Source organism: Alloalcanivorax balearicus MACL04 (assembly GCF_025532145.1).
Taxonomy (GTDB): domain Bacteria; phylum Pseudomonadota; class Gammaproteobacteria; order Pseudomonadales; family Alcanivoracaceae; genus Alloalcanivorax; species Alloalcanivorax balearicus.
The window spans coordinates 1-18,618 of sequence record NZ_ARXS01000009.1 but is presented as its reverse complement, the minus strand read 5'-3'; the positions used below and the strand labels follow the sequence as shown (position 1 = coordinate 18,618).

19 protein-coding genes are annotated in these 18,618 nt (G+C 63.4%); 15 read left to right on the top strand and 4 right to left on the bottom strand.

Features of this window, described 5'->3' with window-relative positions; genetic code table 11:
* Positions 1 to 181: 181 nt before the first annotated feature.
* The 10 genes from arsC (at position 182) to betT (ending at position 10,564) form a co-directional block, all read left to right on the top strand.
* Positions 182 to 538: an arsenate reductase (glutaredoxin) gene (gene arsC, locus MA04_RS09420; protein ID WP_163121052.1), complete on the top strand. Its 357-nt coding sequence runs from the start codon at positions 182 to 184 to the stop codon at positions 536 to 538.
* A complete protein-coding gene (gene wrbA / locus MA04_RS09415) occupies positions 535 to 1,134 on the top strand; it encodes an NAD(P)H:quinone oxidoreductase (protein ID WP_262460221.1) in 600 nt (199 codons plus the stop codon). The genes arsC and wrbA overlap by 4 nt, the downstream gene beginning before the upstream one ends.
* Positions 1,131 to 1,469, top strand: coding sequence for a DUF2069 domain-containing protein (locus MA04_RS09410; protein ID WP_014994220.1), 339 nt, complete (start codon positions 1,131 to 1,133; stop codon positions 1,467 to 1,469). Before wrbA ends, MA04_RS09410 begins: the two co-directional genes overlap by 4 nt.
* Positions 1,456 to 2,133, top strand: coding sequence for an RDD family protein (locus MA04_RS09405; protein ID WP_014994219.1), 678 nt, complete (start codon positions 1,456 to 1,458; stop codon positions 2,131 to 2,133). The genes MA04_RS09410 and MA04_RS09405 overlap by 14 nt, the downstream gene beginning before the upstream one ends.
* Positions 2,130 to 3,095, top strand: a complete 966-nt coding sequence (locus MA04_RS09400) for a stage II sporulation protein M (RefSeq protein WP_014994218.1) — start codon at positions 2,130 to 2,132, stop codon at positions 3,093 to 3,095. Before MA04_RS09405 ends, MA04_RS09400 begins: the two co-directional genes overlap by 4 nt.
* Positions 3,082 to 4,575, top strand: coding sequence for a DUF4129 domain-containing protein (locus MA04_RS09395; RefSeq protein ID WP_262460220.1), 1,494 nt, complete (start codon positions 3,082 to 3,084; stop codon positions 4,573 to 4,575). Before MA04_RS09400 ends, MA04_RS09395 begins: the two co-directional genes overlap by 14 nt.
* Positions 4,572 to 5,897, top strand: coding sequence for a DUF4350 domain-containing protein (locus MA04_RS09390; protein ID WP_262460219.1), 1,326 nt, complete (start codon positions 4,572 to 4,574; stop codon positions 5,895 to 5,897). The genes MA04_RS09395 and MA04_RS09390 overlap by 4 nt, the downstream gene beginning before the upstream one ends.
* On the top strand, positions 5,894 to 6,865 hold the full coding sequence (locus MA04_RS09385) for an AAA family ATPase (protein ID WP_014994215.1): 972 nt from the start codon (positions 5,894 to 5,896) through the stop codon (positions 6,863 to 6,865). The genes MA04_RS09390 and MA04_RS09385 overlap by 4 nt, the downstream gene beginning before the upstream one ends.
* On the top strand, positions 6,862 to 8,184 hold the full coding sequence (locus MA04_RS09380; protein ID WP_262460218.1) for a DUF58 domain-containing protein: 1,323 nt from the start codon (positions 6,862 to 6,864) through the stop codon (positions 8,182 to 8,184). The genes MA04_RS09385 and MA04_RS09380 overlap by 4 nt, the downstream gene beginning before the upstream one ends.
* Positions 8,185 to 8,530: 346 nt before the next feature.
* Entirely contained in the window at positions 8,531 to 10,564 is a 2,034-nt protein-coding gene (gene betT / locus MA04_RS09375; RefSeq protein ID WP_163121060.1) for a choline BCCT transporter BetT, read from the top strand.
* A 209-nt stretch (positions 10,565 to 10,773) separates the two neighbouring features.
* Here betT and MA04_RS09370 read toward each other — a convergent pair whose 3' ends face one another.
* Positions 10,774 to 11,457 carry an ABC transporter ATP-binding protein gene (locus tag MA04_RS09370; protein WP_163121062.1) on the bottom strand — a complete coding sequence of 228 codons (684 nt, stop codon included), beginning with the start codon at positions 11,455 to 11,457 and terminating at the stop codon, positions 10,774 to 10,776.
* A complete protein-coding gene (locus MA04_RS09365; protein ID WP_262460320.1) occupies positions 11,450 to 12,685 on the bottom strand; it encodes a lipoprotein-releasing ABC transporter permease subunit in 1,236 nt (411 codons plus the stop codon). The genes MA04_RS09370 and MA04_RS09365 overlap by 8 nt, the downstream gene beginning before the upstream one ends.
* A gap of 196 nt (positions 12,686 to 12,881) precedes the next feature.
* On the opposite strand from MA04_RS09365, the gene MA04_RS09360 reads away from it, so the two are divergent.
* The 3 genes from MA04_RS09360 to MA04_RS09350 all read left to right on the top strand — a co-directional run bounded on the left by MA04_RS09360 (position 12,882) and on the right by MA04_RS09350 (position 15,394).
* The gene (locus MA04_RS09360) at positions 12,882 to 13,397 is read left to right on the top strand and encodes an outer membrane protein assembly factor BamE (protein WP_262460217.1); all 516 of its coding nucleotides are present in this window, start codon (positions 12,882 to 12,884) and stop codon (positions 13,395 to 13,397) included.
* A gap of 88 nt (positions 13,398 to 13,485) precedes the next feature.
* Positions 13,486 to 14,499: an agmatine deiminase family protein gene (locus MA04_RS09355; protein WP_262460216.1), complete on the top strand. Its 1,014-nt coding sequence runs from the start codon at positions 13,486 to 13,488 to the stop codon at positions 14,497 to 14,499.
* Between the two features lies 1 nt (position 14,500).
* Complete coding sequence (locus MA04_RS09350; RefSeq protein ID WP_262460215.1) at positions 14,501 to 15,394, top strand: carbon-nitrogen hydrolase; 894 nt, start codon at positions 14,501 to 14,503, stop codon at positions 15,392 to 15,394.
* A 141-nt stretch (positions 15,395 to 15,535) separates the two neighbouring features.
* On the opposite strand, the gene MA04_RS09345 is transcribed toward MA04_RS09350, so the two are convergent.
* On the bottom strand, positions 15,536 to 16,279 hold the full coding sequence (locus MA04_RS09345; protein ID WP_262460214.1) for an NUDIX hydrolase: 744 nt from the start codon (positions 16,277 to 16,279) through the stop codon (positions 15,536 to 15,538).
* A gap of 80 nt (positions 16,280 to 16,359) precedes the next feature.
* Positions 16,360 to 16,875 carry a DUF192 domain-containing protein gene (locus MA04_RS09340; protein WP_262460213.1) on the bottom strand — a complete coding sequence of 172 codons (516 nt, stop codon included), beginning with the start codon at positions 16,873 to 16,875 and terminating at the stop codon, positions 16,360 to 16,362.
* A 214-nt stretch (positions 16,876 to 17,089) separates the two neighbouring features.
* Between MA04_RS09340 and MA04_RS09335 the strand changes: the two genes are divergently transcribed.
* Positions 17,090 to 18,010: a LysR family transcriptional regulator gene (locus MA04_RS09335; RefSeq protein ID WP_163121071.1), complete on the top strand. Its 921-nt coding sequence runs from the start codon at positions 17,090 to 17,092 to the stop codon at positions 18,008 to 18,010.
* A 398-nt stretch (positions 18,011 to 18,408) separates the two neighbouring features.
* Complete coding sequence (locus MA04_RS09330; protein WP_163121073.1) at positions 18,409 to 18,552, top strand: hypothetical protein; 144 nt, start codon at positions 18,409 to 18,411, stop codon at positions 18,550 to 18,552.
* Positions 18,553 to 18,618: the final 66 nt, after the last annotated feature.

Sequence of the window (18,618 nt, the reverse complement as noted above, 5' to 3'; positions counted from 1 at the left end):
TCCCAGCCCACTTTTACAAAAAGGCCTGACGTCCGATCCTATCGTCGTGTCAGCCTCGTGCATCATCGGCGACATGGAATCTCCCACAAACGCCGCCCACTACCGTACAATCGGGGGCTTTCGCGTGCGCCGCCGATTACGGGGACGGCACCGCCCACTATTTCGCAAGGGGAGCGAGGCCATGGCCGACTACAGCATCTATCATAATCCGCGCTGTTCCAAATCCCGCCAGGCGCTGGCGCTGCTGGAAGAGAACGGCGTCGAGCCGAACGTGATAAAGTATCTGGACAACCCGCCGGATGCCAACACTCTGCGCGCTCTGGTCCGACAACTCGGACTGGCCCGCGCCCATGATCTGGTGCGCGTCAAGGAAGCGGAATACAAAGAAGCGGGGCTGCACCCGGAGGCCGATGACGACACCGTCATTGCCGCCCTGGTCCGCTACCCCAAGTTGCTGGAGCGGCCGGTGGTGGTCCACGGCAAACGCGCGGTCATCGGACGGCCGCCGGAAAAAGTGCTGGAGTTGATTGAATCGTGAGCACCTACATTCTGGTCCTGTACTACAGCCGCACCGGCGCGGTGGCGGAGTTGGCGCGCCAGGTCGCGCGGGGCGTGGAGAGTAGCGGCATGGAAGCGTGTCTGCGTACCGTGCCGCCGGTGTCCGCCGATCACCAGGCCTCGGCGCCGGCGGTACCGGACAGCGGCGCGCCTTATGTCACCCTTGAAGACCTGCGCGGTTGCGCCGGGCTGGCCCTGGGCTCGCCCACCCGCTTCGGCAATATGGCGGCACCGCTGAAGTATTTCATCGATCAGACCAGCGACCTGTGGATGTCCGGGGATTTGATCGGCAAACCCGCCGGCGTGTTCACCGCCTCCGCCAGCCAGCATGGCGGCCAGGAAAGCACTTTGTTGTCGATGATGCTGCCGCTGTTTCACCACGGCATGGTGCTGGCCGGGGTGCCCTACAGCGAGGCGGCCCTGACCCGCACCCGCGACGGCGGCACGCCCTACGGCCCAAGCCATGTGGCCGGCATCGACAACCGCACCCAGCCCAGTGACGACGAGATCACTCTGGCGCGGGCGCTGGGGCATCGCCTCGGCGGACTCGCCCGGGCACTGGAGCGGCGCCGATGATTCTGCTGTTGCGGCTCACCTATGCCCTGCTGCTGCTGATCGGTCTGGCCAATCAGTTCTGGCTGGGACCACCGGACGCCCCCTGGATGGCGGCGGTGATCATGGGGGTTGGCTTGTATTTGCCGTTGCTGCTGATGATGCCGGCGGTGATCAGCGCCGATAAGCGTGGGCTCACCTGGTTGTGTTTTCTGTTGCTGTTCTATTTTTGCGGCTACGTGATACAAGTGCTGGATCCGGCGCCGGTGCGCACCCTTGCCATCGTCAAGGTGAGCCTGACCACGGTGCTGTTCGTACTGGCCATGCAAGTGATCCGGGGTGGACGTGCTGATCGATGAACGTCTGCACATTGATACGCCGGAAGGCGCTCGGCTGACCTTGTCCCTGGCCGGGCCGCTACCCCGCGGCATGGCCTACGGCATCGATTTGATGATCCGAGGCCTGATTCTGATGGTGGTGGCCACGCCCCTGACGTTGCTGGGCCGTGGCGGCTCCGGTCTCTATTTATTGCTGTTGTTCCTGCTGGAATGGTTTTACCCGGTGCTGTTCGAGGTGTTCCGGCAGGGGCGCACGCCGGGCAAGGCGATGATGGGCCTGGCGGTGGTGCACGGCAACGGCGCTCCGGTGGGCTTGAGCGGCTCGCTGGTGCGCAATCTGCTACGCACCGCCGATCTGTTCCCGTTCGCCTACCTGACCGGCTTCGTGGTGATGCTGGTCTCCTCCCGCCAGCAACGGCTGGGCGATCTCGCCGCCGACACTCTGGTGATTCACGTGCCCGCGTCGCAAACCCGTCCCGCTCCCGGTGACAGCGGTGGAGAGCCGCCGGATTGGCCGTTGGACCGTGGCGACCAATTGGTGCTGCTGGCCTTTCATGACCGTGGCCCGCGGCTGTCCGAGGAGCGTCAACGGGAACTGGCCAGGCTGGCTTATCCGGAACTCAACGATGATGCCGCCCTGGCCCGGTTACGCCGGGTGGTCAATCACGTACTGGGGGCGGCATGAGACAAAGCCAGTTCGAACAGCGCTATCAGCCCCAGTGGCGTCGCCTTGAACAGGGTCTGGCGGCGCTGGAGAAGAAGCAGCGGCCCAAGAACGTGGATTTGTCGCGCTTCACCGACGACTACCAGGACCTGTGCCATCAGTTGGCGCTGTCGCGAGAAAGGGGCTACAGCCTGGTACTGCAGGACTACCTGAACGACCTGATGCTGCGTGCCCATCGCCAACTCTACCGTCACCGGGCGCCGTTGATGCCGAGGCTGGCGGCGTTCCTGCGCGGTGACTTCCCGCGCGCGGTGCGCGCCATGTGGCGCTGGCATCTGATCAGCGCCCTCGCCTTCCTGCTCTCCGCCGGTCTGGTCGCGGCCATGATCCTGCACGACCCGGAACTGGTGCATACCGTGGTGGACGGCAACGGCGTCAGCGATCTGGAAAACATGTACCACCCGGATCTGCGCGACAGCAGCGACCGCAACCGGGCCGACGATCTGATGATGTTCGGCTACTACATCTACAACAACGTCGGCATCGCCTTCCGCACCTTCGCCGGAGGCGTGTTGTTCGGCATCGGCTCCCTGGTGGTAATGCTGTTCAACGGCAGTTTCCTCGGCGCCGCCGCCGCCCACCTGACCCTGGTAGGCGCCGGGCAGCCGTTCTACACCTTCGTCATTGCCCATGGGGCGCCGGAGCTGACCGCCATCGTGCTGGCCGGCGGCGCCGGGCTGCGCCTGGGCTGGTCGTTGGTGGCGCCGGGTTCCTGGCGACGGGTGGACGCCTTACGCCGGGCGGCACGGGAAACCCTGCCGGTCATGTACGGCGTGTTCCTGCTGCTGGTGCTGGCGGCGATGATCGAGGCGTTCTGGTCCTCCCGGGAGCTGGACGCCCAGATCAAATACACCGTCGGCGGCATCAGCTGGGCCCTGCTTTACTTCTATTTGCTGTTCGCGGGGCGTCATGGATCTGAATAATCTGCGCGCCCGCCTGGCGCCCCGCTCTCCCTGGCAGGCCATGGATCTGGGTACCCGTTTCTACCGCCGCTGGTGGCGCCAGGTCACTCTGGTATGGCTGCTGTTCACGGCACTGCCCTACGCCCTGCTCAGCGCCCTGTCCATCGGCCTGGAAAGCCTCTGGCCGGTACTGGTGTTCTGGTGGTTGAAGCCGCTCTGGGAAAGACCGCTGCTGGCGTTTTTCAGCCATGCCTTGTTCGGTGACTACCCCAACGCCTGGACCCTGCTCAAGCGCTTCCCGGACTATGGCCTGAACGGACTGGTCGGGCAGTTGACCTGGCGCCGGCTGAGCCCGTTTCGGGGGCTGTTGACCGGCATCTGGCAGTTGGAAGGCTGCCGCGGCGCCCAGGCCTCGTCCCGCATCCAGGTGCTGCTGAGTCCGCCCGGGCAGCGGGCCGGCACGCTCATGGCGTTGATGGTGACCCTCGAGCAAGTGCTGCTCACCGGCCTGATGGTGCTGGTGCTGACGCTGGTGCCCTGGGACTTCAACATGGAGTTCAGTGTCTGGTTCAGCGAACAGAACTATTTGCATCAGGGGCTGGCGGCGCTGGCCTGGTATCTGACGCTGACCATCACCGAGCCGCTCTACGTGGCCGCCGCTTTTTCCCTCTATCTTAATCAGCGCACTTGGCTGGAAGGCTGGGATCTGCAACTGGGGCTGGACCGTATCGGCCGGCGCCGCCGGGCGCTCGGCGTCACCACCCTGGCGCTGCTGCTGATGCTTACCGTGATGCCCCATCCGGCGCCGGCGGCGGCGGCCGAACCGGAAGCCCCCAAGCAAGCGGCTATCGAACTACTGGCGGGCGAGCAGTTCATGCCGGTGGAAATTCGCGAGGAGCGCCAACTGCGCCCGTCCTTGCGCAGCGATGACAACGACAGTTGGTGGAACCACCTGCTTGACCAGGTGTTCAACAGTGACCACGCGGATCGCGACCGCGCCGGCAGTGACTGGCAACTGCCGGATCGGCTGGTCACGGTGCTCGCCAGTCTGGTGCTGGTGGCTCTGATCGTGTTCCTGCTGCTGGCCCTGTTCCGCAACCGCGGTGCCCTGAAAAGGGGACGTTCCAAATCCCTGGAGATGCCGGTGAGCGTGGCGGGTCTGGATACCCGCGCCGAGTCCTTGCCGGACGATCTGGGCAACGGCGTGGAGCAGGCGCTGGCCAGCAACGATGTGCGCGCCGCGCTGGCGCTGTTACTACGCCATGCCCTGGTGACCCTGTTTCAGAGCCACCCCACCCGGCTCACCCCCGGCGCCACCGAGCGAGATTGTCTGAATGCCTACCGCCATCTGCTTGGTGACGATGCCAGAGTGACGTATCTGGGCCAACTGATACAGCAATGGACGCGCATCGCCTGGGCCCATCAGCCGGTGACACCGGAACAGGCGCGCCAACTGCTGCTGCGCTGGCAACAAGTGAACAGCGCGGAGGCGGCATCATGAAGCGCTGGTGGCCCTATCTGGTGCTGGTGCTACTGGTGGCGCTGGTGGCGGGCTACTTCTTGGCCACGGTACCGGTGCAATACGCCGCGTCGGCCTCGCCGGACGCCAGCGTACGCAATAATCCGTACCGCGCCGCACAACAGCTGCTGGACCACTGGGGGCGGCCCAGCCGCCGCATCTTCAGCACCCGCGCCCTGTTTCCGTTGCCGGACACCGATACCACCCTGATCCTCGATGGCGACCGTGGCTCGCTGGGCTACGAGCGGCAATTGGATCTGCTCAACTGGGTTCACGACGGCGGCAATCTGATCATTGCCGCGCGCTACCTGCCGCCCTCCAGCGGCTGGTTCGCCGAGGAGGAAACGGAACAGGACGAAAGCGAGCAACAGCGCCGCGATCCGGACTCGCTGCTGTCTCTGTTCGGAGTGGAGGTCGAGGCCCTGCCCCGCGAGGACAGTGAAGAAGACCCGCTGGCGCTGCTGTTCGACCGCTTCCGGCCAATGGAAGACTGGTTTCTGGAGTATTGCCTCAGCGGCGACGCCTCCGAGGAACGGCTGCATCAATGCGAGGTCCTCACCTGTCAGGCACCGCAACACTGGCAACCGCCGGCGGCGACCCACAATCTGGGCGACCGCCCCCGGCTACTGCAAAGCGAGACGCCGATACGGCTGCTTTACACGCCCCTGCCGATCGACGATTCCACCGGCGAGCCGGACCAGGTACTGGAAGCTTCGGCCAGCAACGACACTGGCGAAACCCTGCTGCGTTTCCGGGTCGGCGGCGGCACCGTCACCGTGCTCACCGAACTGGGGCTGTGGGACAACCACCACTTGCACCACTTTGATCATGCCCGGCTGCTGGCCGAGCTGACCGTCCGGGGACCGGTATGGTTCGTACGCGGAATCGATATCCCGCCGCTGCCAATATGGCTGTGGGAGCGATTCTGGCCCCTCATTCTGGCGCTGATGCTGGCGCTGGCATTCTGGTTGTGGCGTCGGCTGCCGCGCCGCGGGCCCTTGTGGCGCGATCCGGCCCGGCAGCACACCGATTATCTCGGTCATTTACGGGCCATTGGCCATTTCCATTGGCGCACCGGCCAGAGCGACCGGCTGCTGGCATCCCTGCGCCAGCAGATCCAGCGCCGCATCGCCCTGCAACACGCGGACCCGGTCAAGGCCCTGGCGTTGACCGCCAAGCGTCTGGACATCCCCGAACACACGCTTTCCCAAGCCCTGGAGCAACCCCCCGCCGACCGCGCTCAATGCGTGGCCATGGTGGCGCTGTTGCAACAGGTCAGGCAGAGGATCAGGAGTCAACCATGAAAACCGCTGAAACCCTGGAACAGGCCACCGCCCTGGCCGCCGACATCGAGGCGCAACTGAACCGGGTGCTGATCGGGCAACCCGGAGTCACCCGCCAGGTGCTGATCGCCCTGATCACTGGCGGACACGTGCTGATCGAAGGCGTGCCGGGACTGGGCAAAACGCTGCTGGCACGGAGCCTGGCACGGGTGCTGAAACTCGACTTTCAGCGCATCCAGTTCACCCCGGATCTGATGCCCACCGACGTCACCGGCCATGCCATCTACGACGCCGGCAACGCCACCTTCCATATCCGCAAGGGGCCGGCCTTCACCAATCTGCTGCTGGCGGACGAGATCAACCGGGCGCCGGCCAAGACCCAGGCGGCCTTGCTGGAAGTGATGCAGGAGCGGCAGATCACCATCGAGGGCGAAAGCTTCAGTCTGGCGCCGCCGTTCGTGGTCCTGGCCACCCAGAACCCGCTGGACCAGGAAGGAACCTACCCGTTGCCGGAGGCGGAGCTGGACCGTTTTCTGTTCAAGATCCTGATCGACTACCCGGAACAGGAAGACGAGGCGCGGATGCTGCGCATGGTGCTGGACGGCACCCTGGCGGACAGTCTCGACGACGCCGGGCTCAGTGCCGTCACCGACAGCGCCGGCGTGCTCTCCTTGAGCCGCTGGGCGGAACAGGTGCTGCTGGACGACGCCATCCTCGATTACCTGCTGCGTCTGGCCCGCGCCACCCGCGATCACCCGGCCCTGGTTCAGGGAGCCAGTCCGCGTGCCAGTATTGCCCTGGCCCGGGCGGCGAAAAGCTACGCCCTGCTCGATGGCCGTGACTTCGTCATTCCCGATGACATCAAGGCGGTGGCGCCGCCGGTGCTGCGCCATCGCCTGCGCCTGGGCGTGGACGCGGAACTGGAAGGCCAGACCGTGGAGACGGTGCTGACCCATCTGCTCGAACAAGTGGAGGCCCCGCGTCAATGAGACCCGGGTCGCGCCTGCTTTTCCTGCTGCTGTGCTGGGCGGCGCTGGCCCTGCTGCCGGTGCTGGCGGCGGCCTTCGCCTCCGGATGGCGCGACAGCGCCCTGCTGATCTGGGTACTGGCCGGTCTGGCGCTGGCGTTATGGGCGGTGCTGGACGCCCGGCGCCTGAGCGCGCGCCCGGCCCCGGCCGCCGAACGCTCACTGCCCGCCGCCCTGTCGGTGGGGGTGCCGCAGACCATCACCCTGCGCCTGAGCGGCGGACAGCCCGGTGAGGTGTGGAATCTGGCCGATCATCACCCCGATGACGACAGTCACACCGGCCTGCCCAGGGAGGTGACCCTGGCGGCGGACATCACCGAGGTCCACTACCGTTACCGTCCCTCCCGGCGCGGCCCGGTGGCGTTCGGCGACATCGAAGTGTGGCTGCCGTCCCCGGCGCGTCTGTGGCAGGGCCGCCGCCGGGTGGCCGCCGCCCGCACCGTGCCGGTGTATCCGGACTTTTCCCCCATCGCCCGGGCCGCCCTGGCGGTGGATAAAAGCCAGCTGCGCTTCGGCAACCGCCAGCAGCCGCGCCGCGGCCAGGGCCTGGAATTCCACGAATTGCGCGAATACCAGCCCGGCGACAGCCCGCGCCGCATCGACTGGAAAGCCAGTGCCCGCCGCCGTCATTTGATCACCCGTCACTACCAGGATGAACAGAACCAGAGCCTGTGGGTGCTGCTCGATGCCGGGCGGCGAATGAAGCTGCCGGTGGGCGATCTGACCCTGTTCGACCATGGGCTCAACGCCACCTTGCTGCTGGCCTGGTCGGCGCTGCGGCAGGGCGACCGGGTGGGCAGCCTGCTGTTCTCCCGGGACACGCCACGCTGGCTGGCGCCGGTGCACGGGCCCAGCGGCATTCAAACCCTGCTGAAAGGCTTCTATGACGTTCATCCCCAGGAGCACGCCAGCGACTTCAGCCAGGCCGCCCGCTATTTCCACGGCCGCTGGCAACGCCGCTCCCTGGTGGTGCTGGTCAGCCGGCTGCACCCGGAGGACAGCGACGATCTGCTCGCTGCCGTCACGCTGCTGAGCCGGCGCCACCTGGTGATGGTGGCGGACATCCGCCTGCCCGAGCAGGAAGCCCTGCACCAGGCGCCAGTCCAGGACCTGGACGATGCCCTGCGGCTGGCGGCGGACGCCCAGGAACAGGAACACCGGAGAGCCCTGCACGTGCGCCTGCGCCGCGCCGGCGCCAACGTGGTCGCCGCCACCCCGGAACGCCTCGCCGAACGCCTGGGACAGACCTATCTGGCGTTGAAACGGGCGGGGAGACTGTGAAAAGCAGTTAATAAGGAACAATGAATAGTGAATAGTTTCGCGTGGCAGATCCTTCCACGCAGATAGTACAGAGGCCGCGTTCAAAGCCCTGCGCGACATTATCGTCATCAAGAAAACCATCCGCTTCACGGCTGCGGTCAGACGTTATCGATACTCAATCGTCCCCCGGCTACGCAATGTTTTTGATTTTCGCTGTTAACTATTCACTATTCACTGTTCCTTATTAACTGCCTTCATTCGACGCTTCCCCCGCAAATTGTTACCCTGGTTTTCTGGGTACGGATCATTTTTCTGACAAGCCGTTGAAAAAGCCGTGGCTGTTATTCTTCAGGATAAGGAATCTTGCATGGAACCTAATTCCCTCGAGGAACCTTCCGCAAAGGTCAAAATAAACCCCCCGGTTTTTTTCACATCCGTGATCATCATTGTTGGCCTGGTGCTGTTCTCGATCTTGTTTAAAACCGAGGCGGCCGAGTTCTTTTCAACAATGAAAACCGGTGTGCAACAATACGCCAGCTGGTTTTACATTCTCACCGTGGCGATTCTTTTGGCGCTGGTGGTGTTCGTGATCGTCAGCCGCTATGGCGATATCAAGCTGGGGCCGGATCACTCGGAACCGGACTACAGTTATGGCTCCTGGTTCGCCATGTTGTTTTCCGCCGGCATGGGCATCGGTTTGATGTTCTATGGCGTGGCCGAACCGGTATTGCATTACATGTCGCCCCCCATGGCCGAGCCCGGCTCCATCGACGCCGCCAAGGAAGCCATGCGCGTCACCTTCTTCCATTGGGGGCTGCACGCCTGGGCTATTTATGCCGTGGTGGCGATGATTCTGGCGTACTTCAGTTTCCGCCATGGTCTGCCGCTGACGTTGCGCTCCGCCCTTTACCCTCTGATCGGCAAAAAAATCTACGGACCGATCGGCCACATGGTGGACGTTTTCGCGGTGGTCGGTACCGTGTTCGGCGTGGCCACTTCACTTGGCCTCGGCGTGGAGCAGGTCAACGCCGGTCTCAATCATCTGTTCGGGCTACCCAAAACCGAATGGGTGCAAGTGGGACTGATCATCTCGATCACCGCCCTGGCCACGATCTCCGTGGTGACCGGCCTGGACGCCGGTATCCGGCGCCTCTCCGAATTGAACCTGGCACTGGCCTTCCTGCTGCTGATGTTCGTGCTGTTCCTGGGACCGACCCTGTTCCTGCTGAAAGCCTATGTGCAGAACCTGGGCGCCTATCTGTCCAATCTGGTGGACATGACGTTCAATCTGTACACCTATCAACCGGTAGAGAGCGACGGCAGCGGGCCGCAGGGCTGGCTCGGCGACTGGACCCTGTTCTACTGGGGTTGGTGGATCTCCTGGTCGCCGTTTGTGGGCATGTTCATCGCCCGCATTTCACGGGGCCGGTCGATCCGAGAGTTCGCCCTCGGCGTAATGCTGGTGCCGGCCGCTTTCACCTTGCTGTGGATGACGGTGTTCGGCGACTCCGGTATCCGGATGATCGCGGAAAACATCTTCCCCGCCCTGGGCACCGAAGTGCAGAAGGACGCGGCGGTAGCGTTGTTCCATTTCCTTGAACAGTTCCCCTGGTCCGGTGTGATTTCCTCGATCGCGGTGTTGATGGTGGTGGTGTTCTTCGTCACCTCCTCGGACTCCGGCTCCATGGTGGTGGACATGCTCGCCTCCGGCGGCCATGACGACACCCCGGTATGGCAACGGGTGTTCTGGGCCAGCTCCGAAGGGATCGTGGCCATCGCTCTGATGTTGGCCGGCGGCCTGAAGGCACTGCAATCCGCCACCATCGCTTTGGCGCTGCCATTCTCCCTGGTACTGCTGGTGGCCTGTGTCGGCCTGTTGCGTTCACTCAAGGTGGAGGGCATCCGCAAGCTCAGCTTCCAGGCCTCTCTGGCACCGCCGCCCGCTGTGCACATGGGCCACAGCACCCCCGCTGGCGGTTGGAAAGCCCGTCTGCGCGGCATGGTCCATTTCCCCGGCAAGGCGCGGGTTCTGCAATACGTGGCCGAGGTGGCCGCTCCGGCACTGCAATCGGTGGCCGAGGAACTGCGTGGCCATGGCCTCAAGGTCGAGGTCAACGAGAGCGACGAAGGAGATCGCGCCTATCTGACCGTGGACCTGGGACAGGAGATGGACTTCGTCTATGGCGTGCGGGTACGCGGCTACACCCGCCCCTCCATCAGCATGCGTCAGTTGGAGCACTCCAAGCGGAAAGCGGAAAGCGACCGCTACTATCGCGCTGATGTCTTCCTCAGCGAAGGCGGTCAGGACTACGATCTGATGGGCTTCACCCGCGAGCAGGTGATCGGCGACGTGCTCGACCAGTACGAGAAGCACATGCACTTCCTGCACATGATGCGGTGAGGCGGCGAATCGAGCGCTTCGATTAAACCCTGGCACGAAGCCGCTGTGGGAGCTTGCCTGCAAGCGAATCTCGGGGCCTGATAGCACAATTCGCTTGCAGGCAAGCTCCCACAGCGGCTTCGTAGCCCGGGGTTTAGCAGCGAACAGCACGCAGACAGGCCATTCCACAACCGTGGGATGGCCTGTGACGTTTTTTATCTCGAAAAACCTTAATCCAACGGCCTGAGCAGACCGTCGTGCAGTTCATGGCGGGTGTGACAACGGCGGGCGAACTCCGGCGCGTGGGTCACCAGCAGGAAAGCCGTTCCCAACGTCTGATTGAGTTCCAGCATCAGATCCTGGACCTGAGCGGCGGTGCGCTCGTCCAGATTACCGGTGGGCTCATCCGCCATCACCAGCGCCGGGTCGGTCACCAGTGCCCGGGCGATCGCCACCCGCTGGCGCTCGCCGCCGCTGAGCATGGAGGGCTTGTGCTGGAGGCGCTCGCCCAAGCCCACCCGGGACAATATCCGTTCGGCCCGTTCAGAGGCGTGTTTGGGCAGCTCACCCCGAATCAGCAGCGGCATGGCCACATTCTCCAGAGCGGTAAACTCCGGCAGCAAATGATGGAACTGGTAGACGAAGCCGAGATAACGGTTCCGTATCTGCCCCAGCGCCCGCTCGTTCATCCCCGCCAGCGGCTGACCGCCGATGGTAACGCTGCCGCGGGTCGGGACATCCAGCCCGCCGAGCAGGTTCAACAAAGTGGACTTGCCGGAACCGGAGGCACCGATGATGGCCGCCATATCCCCGCGCCGTACATGCAACTCCACACCACTGAGCACCTGCAATTCGCCATGGCCTTCCTGATAGCTCTTGATCAGCCCACGGGCGTGCAGCACGGTATCATTCATAGCGCAATGCCTCCGCCGGATGGACCCGACTGGCGCGCCAGGACGGATACAAAGTGGCCGAGAAGCTGATCAGCAAGGCGATAGCGACGATGATGCCGACATCGCTCCACTGCAATTCGGACGGCAGGTAGTTGACGAAATAGGCGTCAAACAAATGGGTATTGAAAGTGCGCTCGATCCATTGCGCCAGAGTGCTGACGTTATCCGCCAGCAAAATCCCCAATGCCGTGCCCAGCAAGGTGCCGACCATGCCCACCACCGTGCCCTGCACCATGAAGATTCGCATGATCGCACCGGGGGACGCGCCCAGCGTGCGCATCACCGCGATATTGCCGCGCTTCTCGGTGACCAGCATCACCTGGCTGGAAATGATGTTGAAGGCGGCCACCGCGACGATGAAGCTGAGCAACAGCGTCATCATGGTTTTTTCCATCTTGATGGCCTGGAACAGGTTGCCGTGGGTACGGGTCCAGTCGCTGGTGTAGTAGCCGTAACCGAGACTCTGCTGCAGCTCCCAGCCCACCTGAGGGGCGGCGAACAAATCATTGAGCCGCAAATGCACCCCTTCCGCGGTGCCCGGTTGTCTCGCCAGGCGGGCGGCGTCTTCCACGTTGATGTAGGCGTAGAGTGAGTCCACCTCGGCGCGGGCGCGGAAAATGCCCACCACGGTGAACCGTTTGAAACGCGGCATCACGCCCGCCGGCGACACCGTCGCCTCGGGCAGCACCAGGGTGACTTTATCGCCCAGTTCCGCATCCAGCTTGCGGGCCACGCCGTAGCCCAGCACCACGCCGAAACTACCGGACCGCAGGGCATCGAAATCCCCTTCCCACATCATGTCACCGACGATCGACACCTGCCGTTCCGCCTCCGGCTCGATCCCGGAAATCAGAGCCCCGGCCACGTTACCGTCAAAGGTCAACATGCCTTCCAACTGCCGGAACGGGGCCACGGCCTCCACCCCTGGGTAGCCTTCGATCTGATCCGCCAGCTGCTGCCAGTCATTGACCGGCTCGCGGCCGTATACCGACAGGTGCGTCACCATGCCGAGGATGCGGGTCTGCAATTCCCGGTCAAAACCGTTCATCACCGACAGCACGGTGATCAATACCGCCACCCCCAACATCAGCCCCAGGGCCGAAATCAGCGTGATAACGGAAATAAAACTGTTGCGGGCCCGGGCACCGGTGTAACGCAGGCCGACATAGAGAGAGAATGGTCGAAACATGGCGCGCATTTAAGCACTATTGCCGATATGACGAAACTGCTTTCGGTTCCGTCCCCTGGTCGGATCACCTCAACTCGCTTTGTGACCAGTATCCTCGACCATGCAAATCACAATTGATTCAATGATCCACGTTTTTATTGATCCGGCGGCCTCTGTCGCCAGCCCGGATTCCTTTTATGTTGTTGGGGGACACACCATGATAAGAATCGTCGTGGCGCTGCTGGCGCTGGCGGGGAACGGCCTTGTGCAGGCCGGGGAGGCGCCACAGCGTGGCATGACCCAGACCCAGGTACGCGCGCAGTTCGGCGCTCCGGAGGAAACCAAGGGGCCGGTGGGCCAGCCACCGATCAGCCGCTGGGTCTATCCGGACTATACCGTGTACTTCGAGAATCAGGCGGTACTGCACAGCGTCACCCGGCCATTGAGCGAAGCAGCGGACATCGCCAAGCCGGCCGATCGCGATGGGGTCGACGACACCGAAGACATGGATTCCGGCGACGCCGCCGGCAACGCGGAATCCTCTCCCGCGCCCGTGGCTCCCACGCCCGCGCAGGACAGCAACACCCCGTCGACGGCACCGCGCGACAATACCGCCAGCAAGGCGGAGGACGGCGGTGACGACGGCCAATTCCGCTTCGACCCGGTCACCGGACGCATTGTCATAGACGACCGCCCGGCCACGGATCAGGGCGGCGACGCGGCACGCCAGTAAAACCGTCGATGCCCGGCATCGGGGCCAGTTGACGGCGCCTTCGGGCGATACCACAATCGCGGGCCATCCCTTTTTGGAACCCGACATCATGCGCCGCCTGCTTCCCGAATGGCATCCTCAATGGGGCGTACTCCTGGCCTGGCCGGACGCCGAGACCGACTGGGCCGGGCTGTTGGATGACGCCGAACAGAGCTTCACCGCCCTGATCGGCGCTATCCTCGGCCATGAAAACGTACTCCTGCTGTGTCGCGACACGGCGGTGGAAGCCCGCGCCCGGGAGTGTCTGGGCGCCGCCGGTGCCAACCTGGCGCGGCTGCGGGTGATGCACGCTGACTATGACGACACCTGGGCGCGGGATTTTGGTCCCATCGCGGTGGCCGACGACGGCGACTTGCGGCTGTTGGATTTCCGCTTCAACGGCTGGGGCGGCAAATTCCCGGCGGAGCGCGACAACGCCCTCAATCGCCGTCTGCCCTGGCGGGTTCCCGTGGAGGGTGTCGAGCTGGTTCTGGAAGGCGGCTCCATCGACACCGATGGCCAGGGCACGCTGCTCACCACCCGTCATTGCCTGGGCCACCCCAATCGTAATCCGGATCTGGACGACCAGGCCCTGGAAGCGGCGCTGCGTGAGCATCTCGGCGTGGAACGCATCTGGTGGCTGGAGCACGGCCATCTCGAAGGCGACGACACCGACGCCCACGTGGATACACTGGCCCGCTTCGTCAATCCCACCACCATCGCCTATGTGCAATGCCGGGACGAGAGCGACAGCCACTACCCCGCCCTGGCGGCCATGGAACGGGAACTGCAGGTGCTGGCCGAACAGAATGGTTTGACGCTGGCACCGTTGCCGATGGTGTCGTCACAGTACAATGACGACCGCGAGCGGTTACCCGCCACCTATGCCAACTTCCTGATCACCAACCAGGCCATCCTCATGCCGACCTATCAGTGCCCCACTGATGAAGCGGCGCTGGAAGCGCTGCAACAGGTGGCGGGCAGCCGGCCGGTGATCGGCATTCCCTGCCGCGCCCTGATCGAACAGGGCGGCAGCCTGCATTGCGTTACCATGCAATTACCGGAAGGCGTGCTGGAGGACTGACATGCGGATAGCCATCGTTCAACAAAGCAACGGCAACGACCTGGAAGCCAACCTGAACCGGTCCCTGGATCTGGTGCGTCAGGCCGCCGCCGAAGGGGCCGAACTGGTGCTGCTGCAGGAGCTGCACCGCAGCCTCTATTTCTGCCAGACCGAGGACACCTCGGTGTTCGACCTGGCCGAACCAATCCCCGGCCCCAGCACTGAACGGCTCGGCGCTCTGGCCCGGGAACTGAACATCGTCATCGTCGGCAGTCTGTTTGAAAAACGCGCCGCCGGCCTCTACCACAACACGGCGGTGGTGCTGGAGCGGGACGGCACCCTGGCGGGCATTTATCGCAAGATGCACATTCCCGACGACCCTGGCTTTTACGAGAAATTCTACTTCACCCCCGGCGATGCCACTTTCAATGACGGCCACTCCGGTTTCACGCCGATTCAGACCAGCGTCGGCAAGCTGGGCGTGCTGGTGTGCTGGGACCAGTGGTATCCGGAAGCGGCCCGGCTGATGGCACTGTCCGGCGCCGAGCTGCTGCTCTACCCCACCGCCATCGGCTGGGACCGCAACGACGACGACGCGGAGCAGCAGCGCCAACTGGACGCCTGGATCACCGTGCAGCGGGCCCATGGCGTCGCCAATGGTCTGCCGGTGCTGGTGGCCAACCGCACCGGATTCGAGACCAGCCCGCACGGTGACGATGGCATTCAGTTCTGGGGTAACAGCTTCGTCTGCGGTCCGCAGGGTGAATTCCTGGCCCGGGCCGGCAGCGACGAGGAGACCGTGCTGGTGGTCGACGTGGATACCCGCCGCAGCGAGGCGGTGCGACGCATCTGGCCGTACCTGCGCGACCGCCGCGTGGACGCCTACGGCGATCTCAGCAAACGCTACCGGGACTGAATAACGTCGCGATCCGGCAATCCGCCGACACCAGGCCGCTGTAGGAGCTTGCCTGCAAGCGAATTCTTCCACCGTCGGAGAATATATACGCTTGCAGGCAAGCTCCTACAGCGGCTAAAGAACAGTGTGCATGTTCCCCCTTCACGGCGAGGCGAAGCGCTCGGCGGCGTCTTCCTCGCTCAGCGGCGCCATTCGCCGTGGGCGATGAACGCTGGCGTATTCCATCACCGCTGTCACTGAATCGAACTGACCGAGACGACGCAACACACTCAACGTCGGAGTAGCGAACTGGCGCTCGCCGCCGCCATGGTATTCCAACGCCAGACGGGGATTGACCCAGCAGTGGTCGATGGTTTCCTGGCCATCATGGCGGGGCTGCTGGAACGGCGGCGCCTCGGCGACAAAGAAACGGGTATCGAAGCGGCGCGGCGGCCCCGGCGGAGTCACCCAATGGTCAAAATAGCCCAGACTTTCCAGCGCCACCCGCAAATCATGGCGCTGACATAAAGTGAGCCAGTCCAGTTCGCCGTTCATTATCGCGTCGCGGTCATCGGCCAATACCGGATGGTGTGGTTCTGGCCAGTCGGCGGCGGCGGGCCGAGCCAGCAACACACCGGCTTCCTCGAAACACTCACGAATCGCCGCCACCAGATAGCCCAGACCGCCCGCTTCCAGATTCAGCAATGTGTTGGCGGCGTCCTCATCGATGCCGTCCAGATGGGGCATCAGCGCCGGATCGGAATCGGCGCGATCCACCGCGCCACCGGGAAAAACATAGAAACCGGGCATGAACACCGCTTTGTGGGTGCGCTGCAGCATAAGTACTTCGAGGCCCTCACGGGCGTCCCGAAGCAGGGCCAGGGTGGCCGCGGGACGTGGTTGCATAGATCAGCTCGCTTGATTCTTCTTTCCCTTCACCATAGCCGGTCCTTGAGCGGAATGCGACGCTTGGCGATCGACTCCGTTCACTCCTCCTTCACCGGCTCGCATTCTATGTCGTAATTGGCCGGTCTGACCCGGCTGCCCGGCGTCACGCCGTGGCGGGCGAAAAAACCAGCATTCACTTCCAGAGCGCTTGAATAGCTGGCCCCCGGGCGGTACACGGGACAGGAGGAGGGCTCACTGTGGGTACAGGGTTCCATGGTGTGAATCGCCAGGATTTCACCGCTCGGGTCCAGGAAAGCAATATCCAGCGGAATGCGTGTATTGAACATCCAGAATCCATTAACCGCCGGCTGTGGCCGTTCAAACCGGAACAACATGCCTTTGAACTCACCCAGGTTATCCCTCTCCATCAGACCACGGGCCCGCTCTTCACCGGTATCCGCCAGTTCCACCAGTATCCTCTGCGGCACGCCGTCCACGCACAGCATGGTATGCCCCGGCGGCACTTCCACGGCCATCCCCGGAGACGCCATCACCGCCACCCCGGCCGCCAGCGACCCGACCGAAAACCATTGAAGGATAATCCTTGCTCTCACCGCGTTAATTCTCCCATGGTTATTAACGTGGCAACGCCTCATTGCCGGGTTCATTACTTATGTGCACAATTGTATTCAAAAAGTTGTTTTGTGATATAGTCAACTGAATTCGCTTTCCTGAGGTGTGCATCAAGGACTCCCCAGGCGGAGAAAGGCTTCTCCGTCGGCACACCTCCGCGCATAACAACAAACAAGTGCGGAACGAAGGATAAGAATGATGAAACGGACGCCAGACTTCAGCCTCTTTCTCGCCGTGGTGAAAGCCGGCACCCTGTCGGAAGCTTCCAGGGTTCTCGGTATGTCCGCGGCGGCGATCAGCAAGTATCTCACGCAACTGGAACAGCACATGAAGCTGCGCCTGCTGGCCCGCAGCGCCCGCGGCTTTCATCTTACCGAGCATGGTCGTGAACTGTTCGAAAGTCTCGATCACATGCTGCCGGAACTGACCCCGATTCTCGGTGAGCCGATGTCGCGGCTGGACCATCCCACCGGCACCCTGAAAGTGGTCTCCTCCATTGCGCTGGGGCGTCACCGGGTGGCGCCGTTGCTATCGGAATTCAGCGCCCGTTATCCGGAGGTGTCCATCCAGCTGCAACTGGGCGACGCACCGGAAGATCTGTTCCGCTCCGGCGTGGACGTGGTGATCTCCCCCGGTGAGCCCATCGATCAGTCGCTGGTGGCGCGCAGACTGATCACTCACCCGTGTTGCCTGTGCGCCGCGCCGGACTATCTGGCACGGCGGCCGGCACCTGCCCATCCCCGGGAACTGCATCAGCACGACTGTCTGATACTCGATTGCCACGGCGCCTTCCGCGATCGCTGGGTGCTGCGCGACCCTCGTGGCGGCACCCACACCATCAAGGTGGCGCCGCACAAGATCACCGATAACAGCGAACAGCTCAAGCAGTGGCTGCTGGACGGCCACGGACTGGCCTTGAAAAGCGAGTGGGACATCGCCGAACACTTACGTCGGGGTGAATTGGTCAAAGTCCTGCCCGATTACGAAATGCCCCGGCTCAGTTTCTATGTGATCTACGGTGGCCGCCAATTAATACCGGCGAAAACCCGGGCTTTCGTGCAGTTCATCGAGAATCAGCTGCGTCCCCGGGAAGATCCTGAACGCCTACGCGCCTGAGCGACTGTTTAACATACCCACGCCGCCCCGGTGACCCGACCCGGCTATCGGGGCGGTGATTATTTTTCATTCTTTTTTCTTTTCTTTATCCCTCCATAAGCGTAGCTTGAAGAGCAGAACCTTCGGTTAGAGACCGGAGGTGAGGCCCGAGGGATCGGGCGATACAGGTTGCAGCAAGACCCGACTGAACATGGCGCACGGGCGATACGGGAGCAGATGAGCTCCCACGCAGGTCCCGGAGTTTTTACCGACTCCCGAGCCGGCACTACCCCCGCCGGAGCAGTCTCGAAGGAACCCGGCCGGATCCACTGGAAACGGCAAGACGGTTCCGTTCGATGCCCCCATGCGCAGCCCATTACCGGCCTCCCAAAAGGAGGCCTCACAGGGAGGTTCATATCATGACTGACCGCTTGCTTTACAAACTACTGCTGGCATTCGCGCTGATCTACCTGCTCGGCGCCACCACCTCCACGCGTGCCCACGAACCCGACTCATCCCTTTCTTTGCCCTTCTCCCAAAGCGCTGTCGTCTTCTCTGCCTGACGCCAATCGGGGGCTCTGGCCCACCGCATAGCGGTGGGCTTTTTTATGGTTCATCGCGGTTTAGAG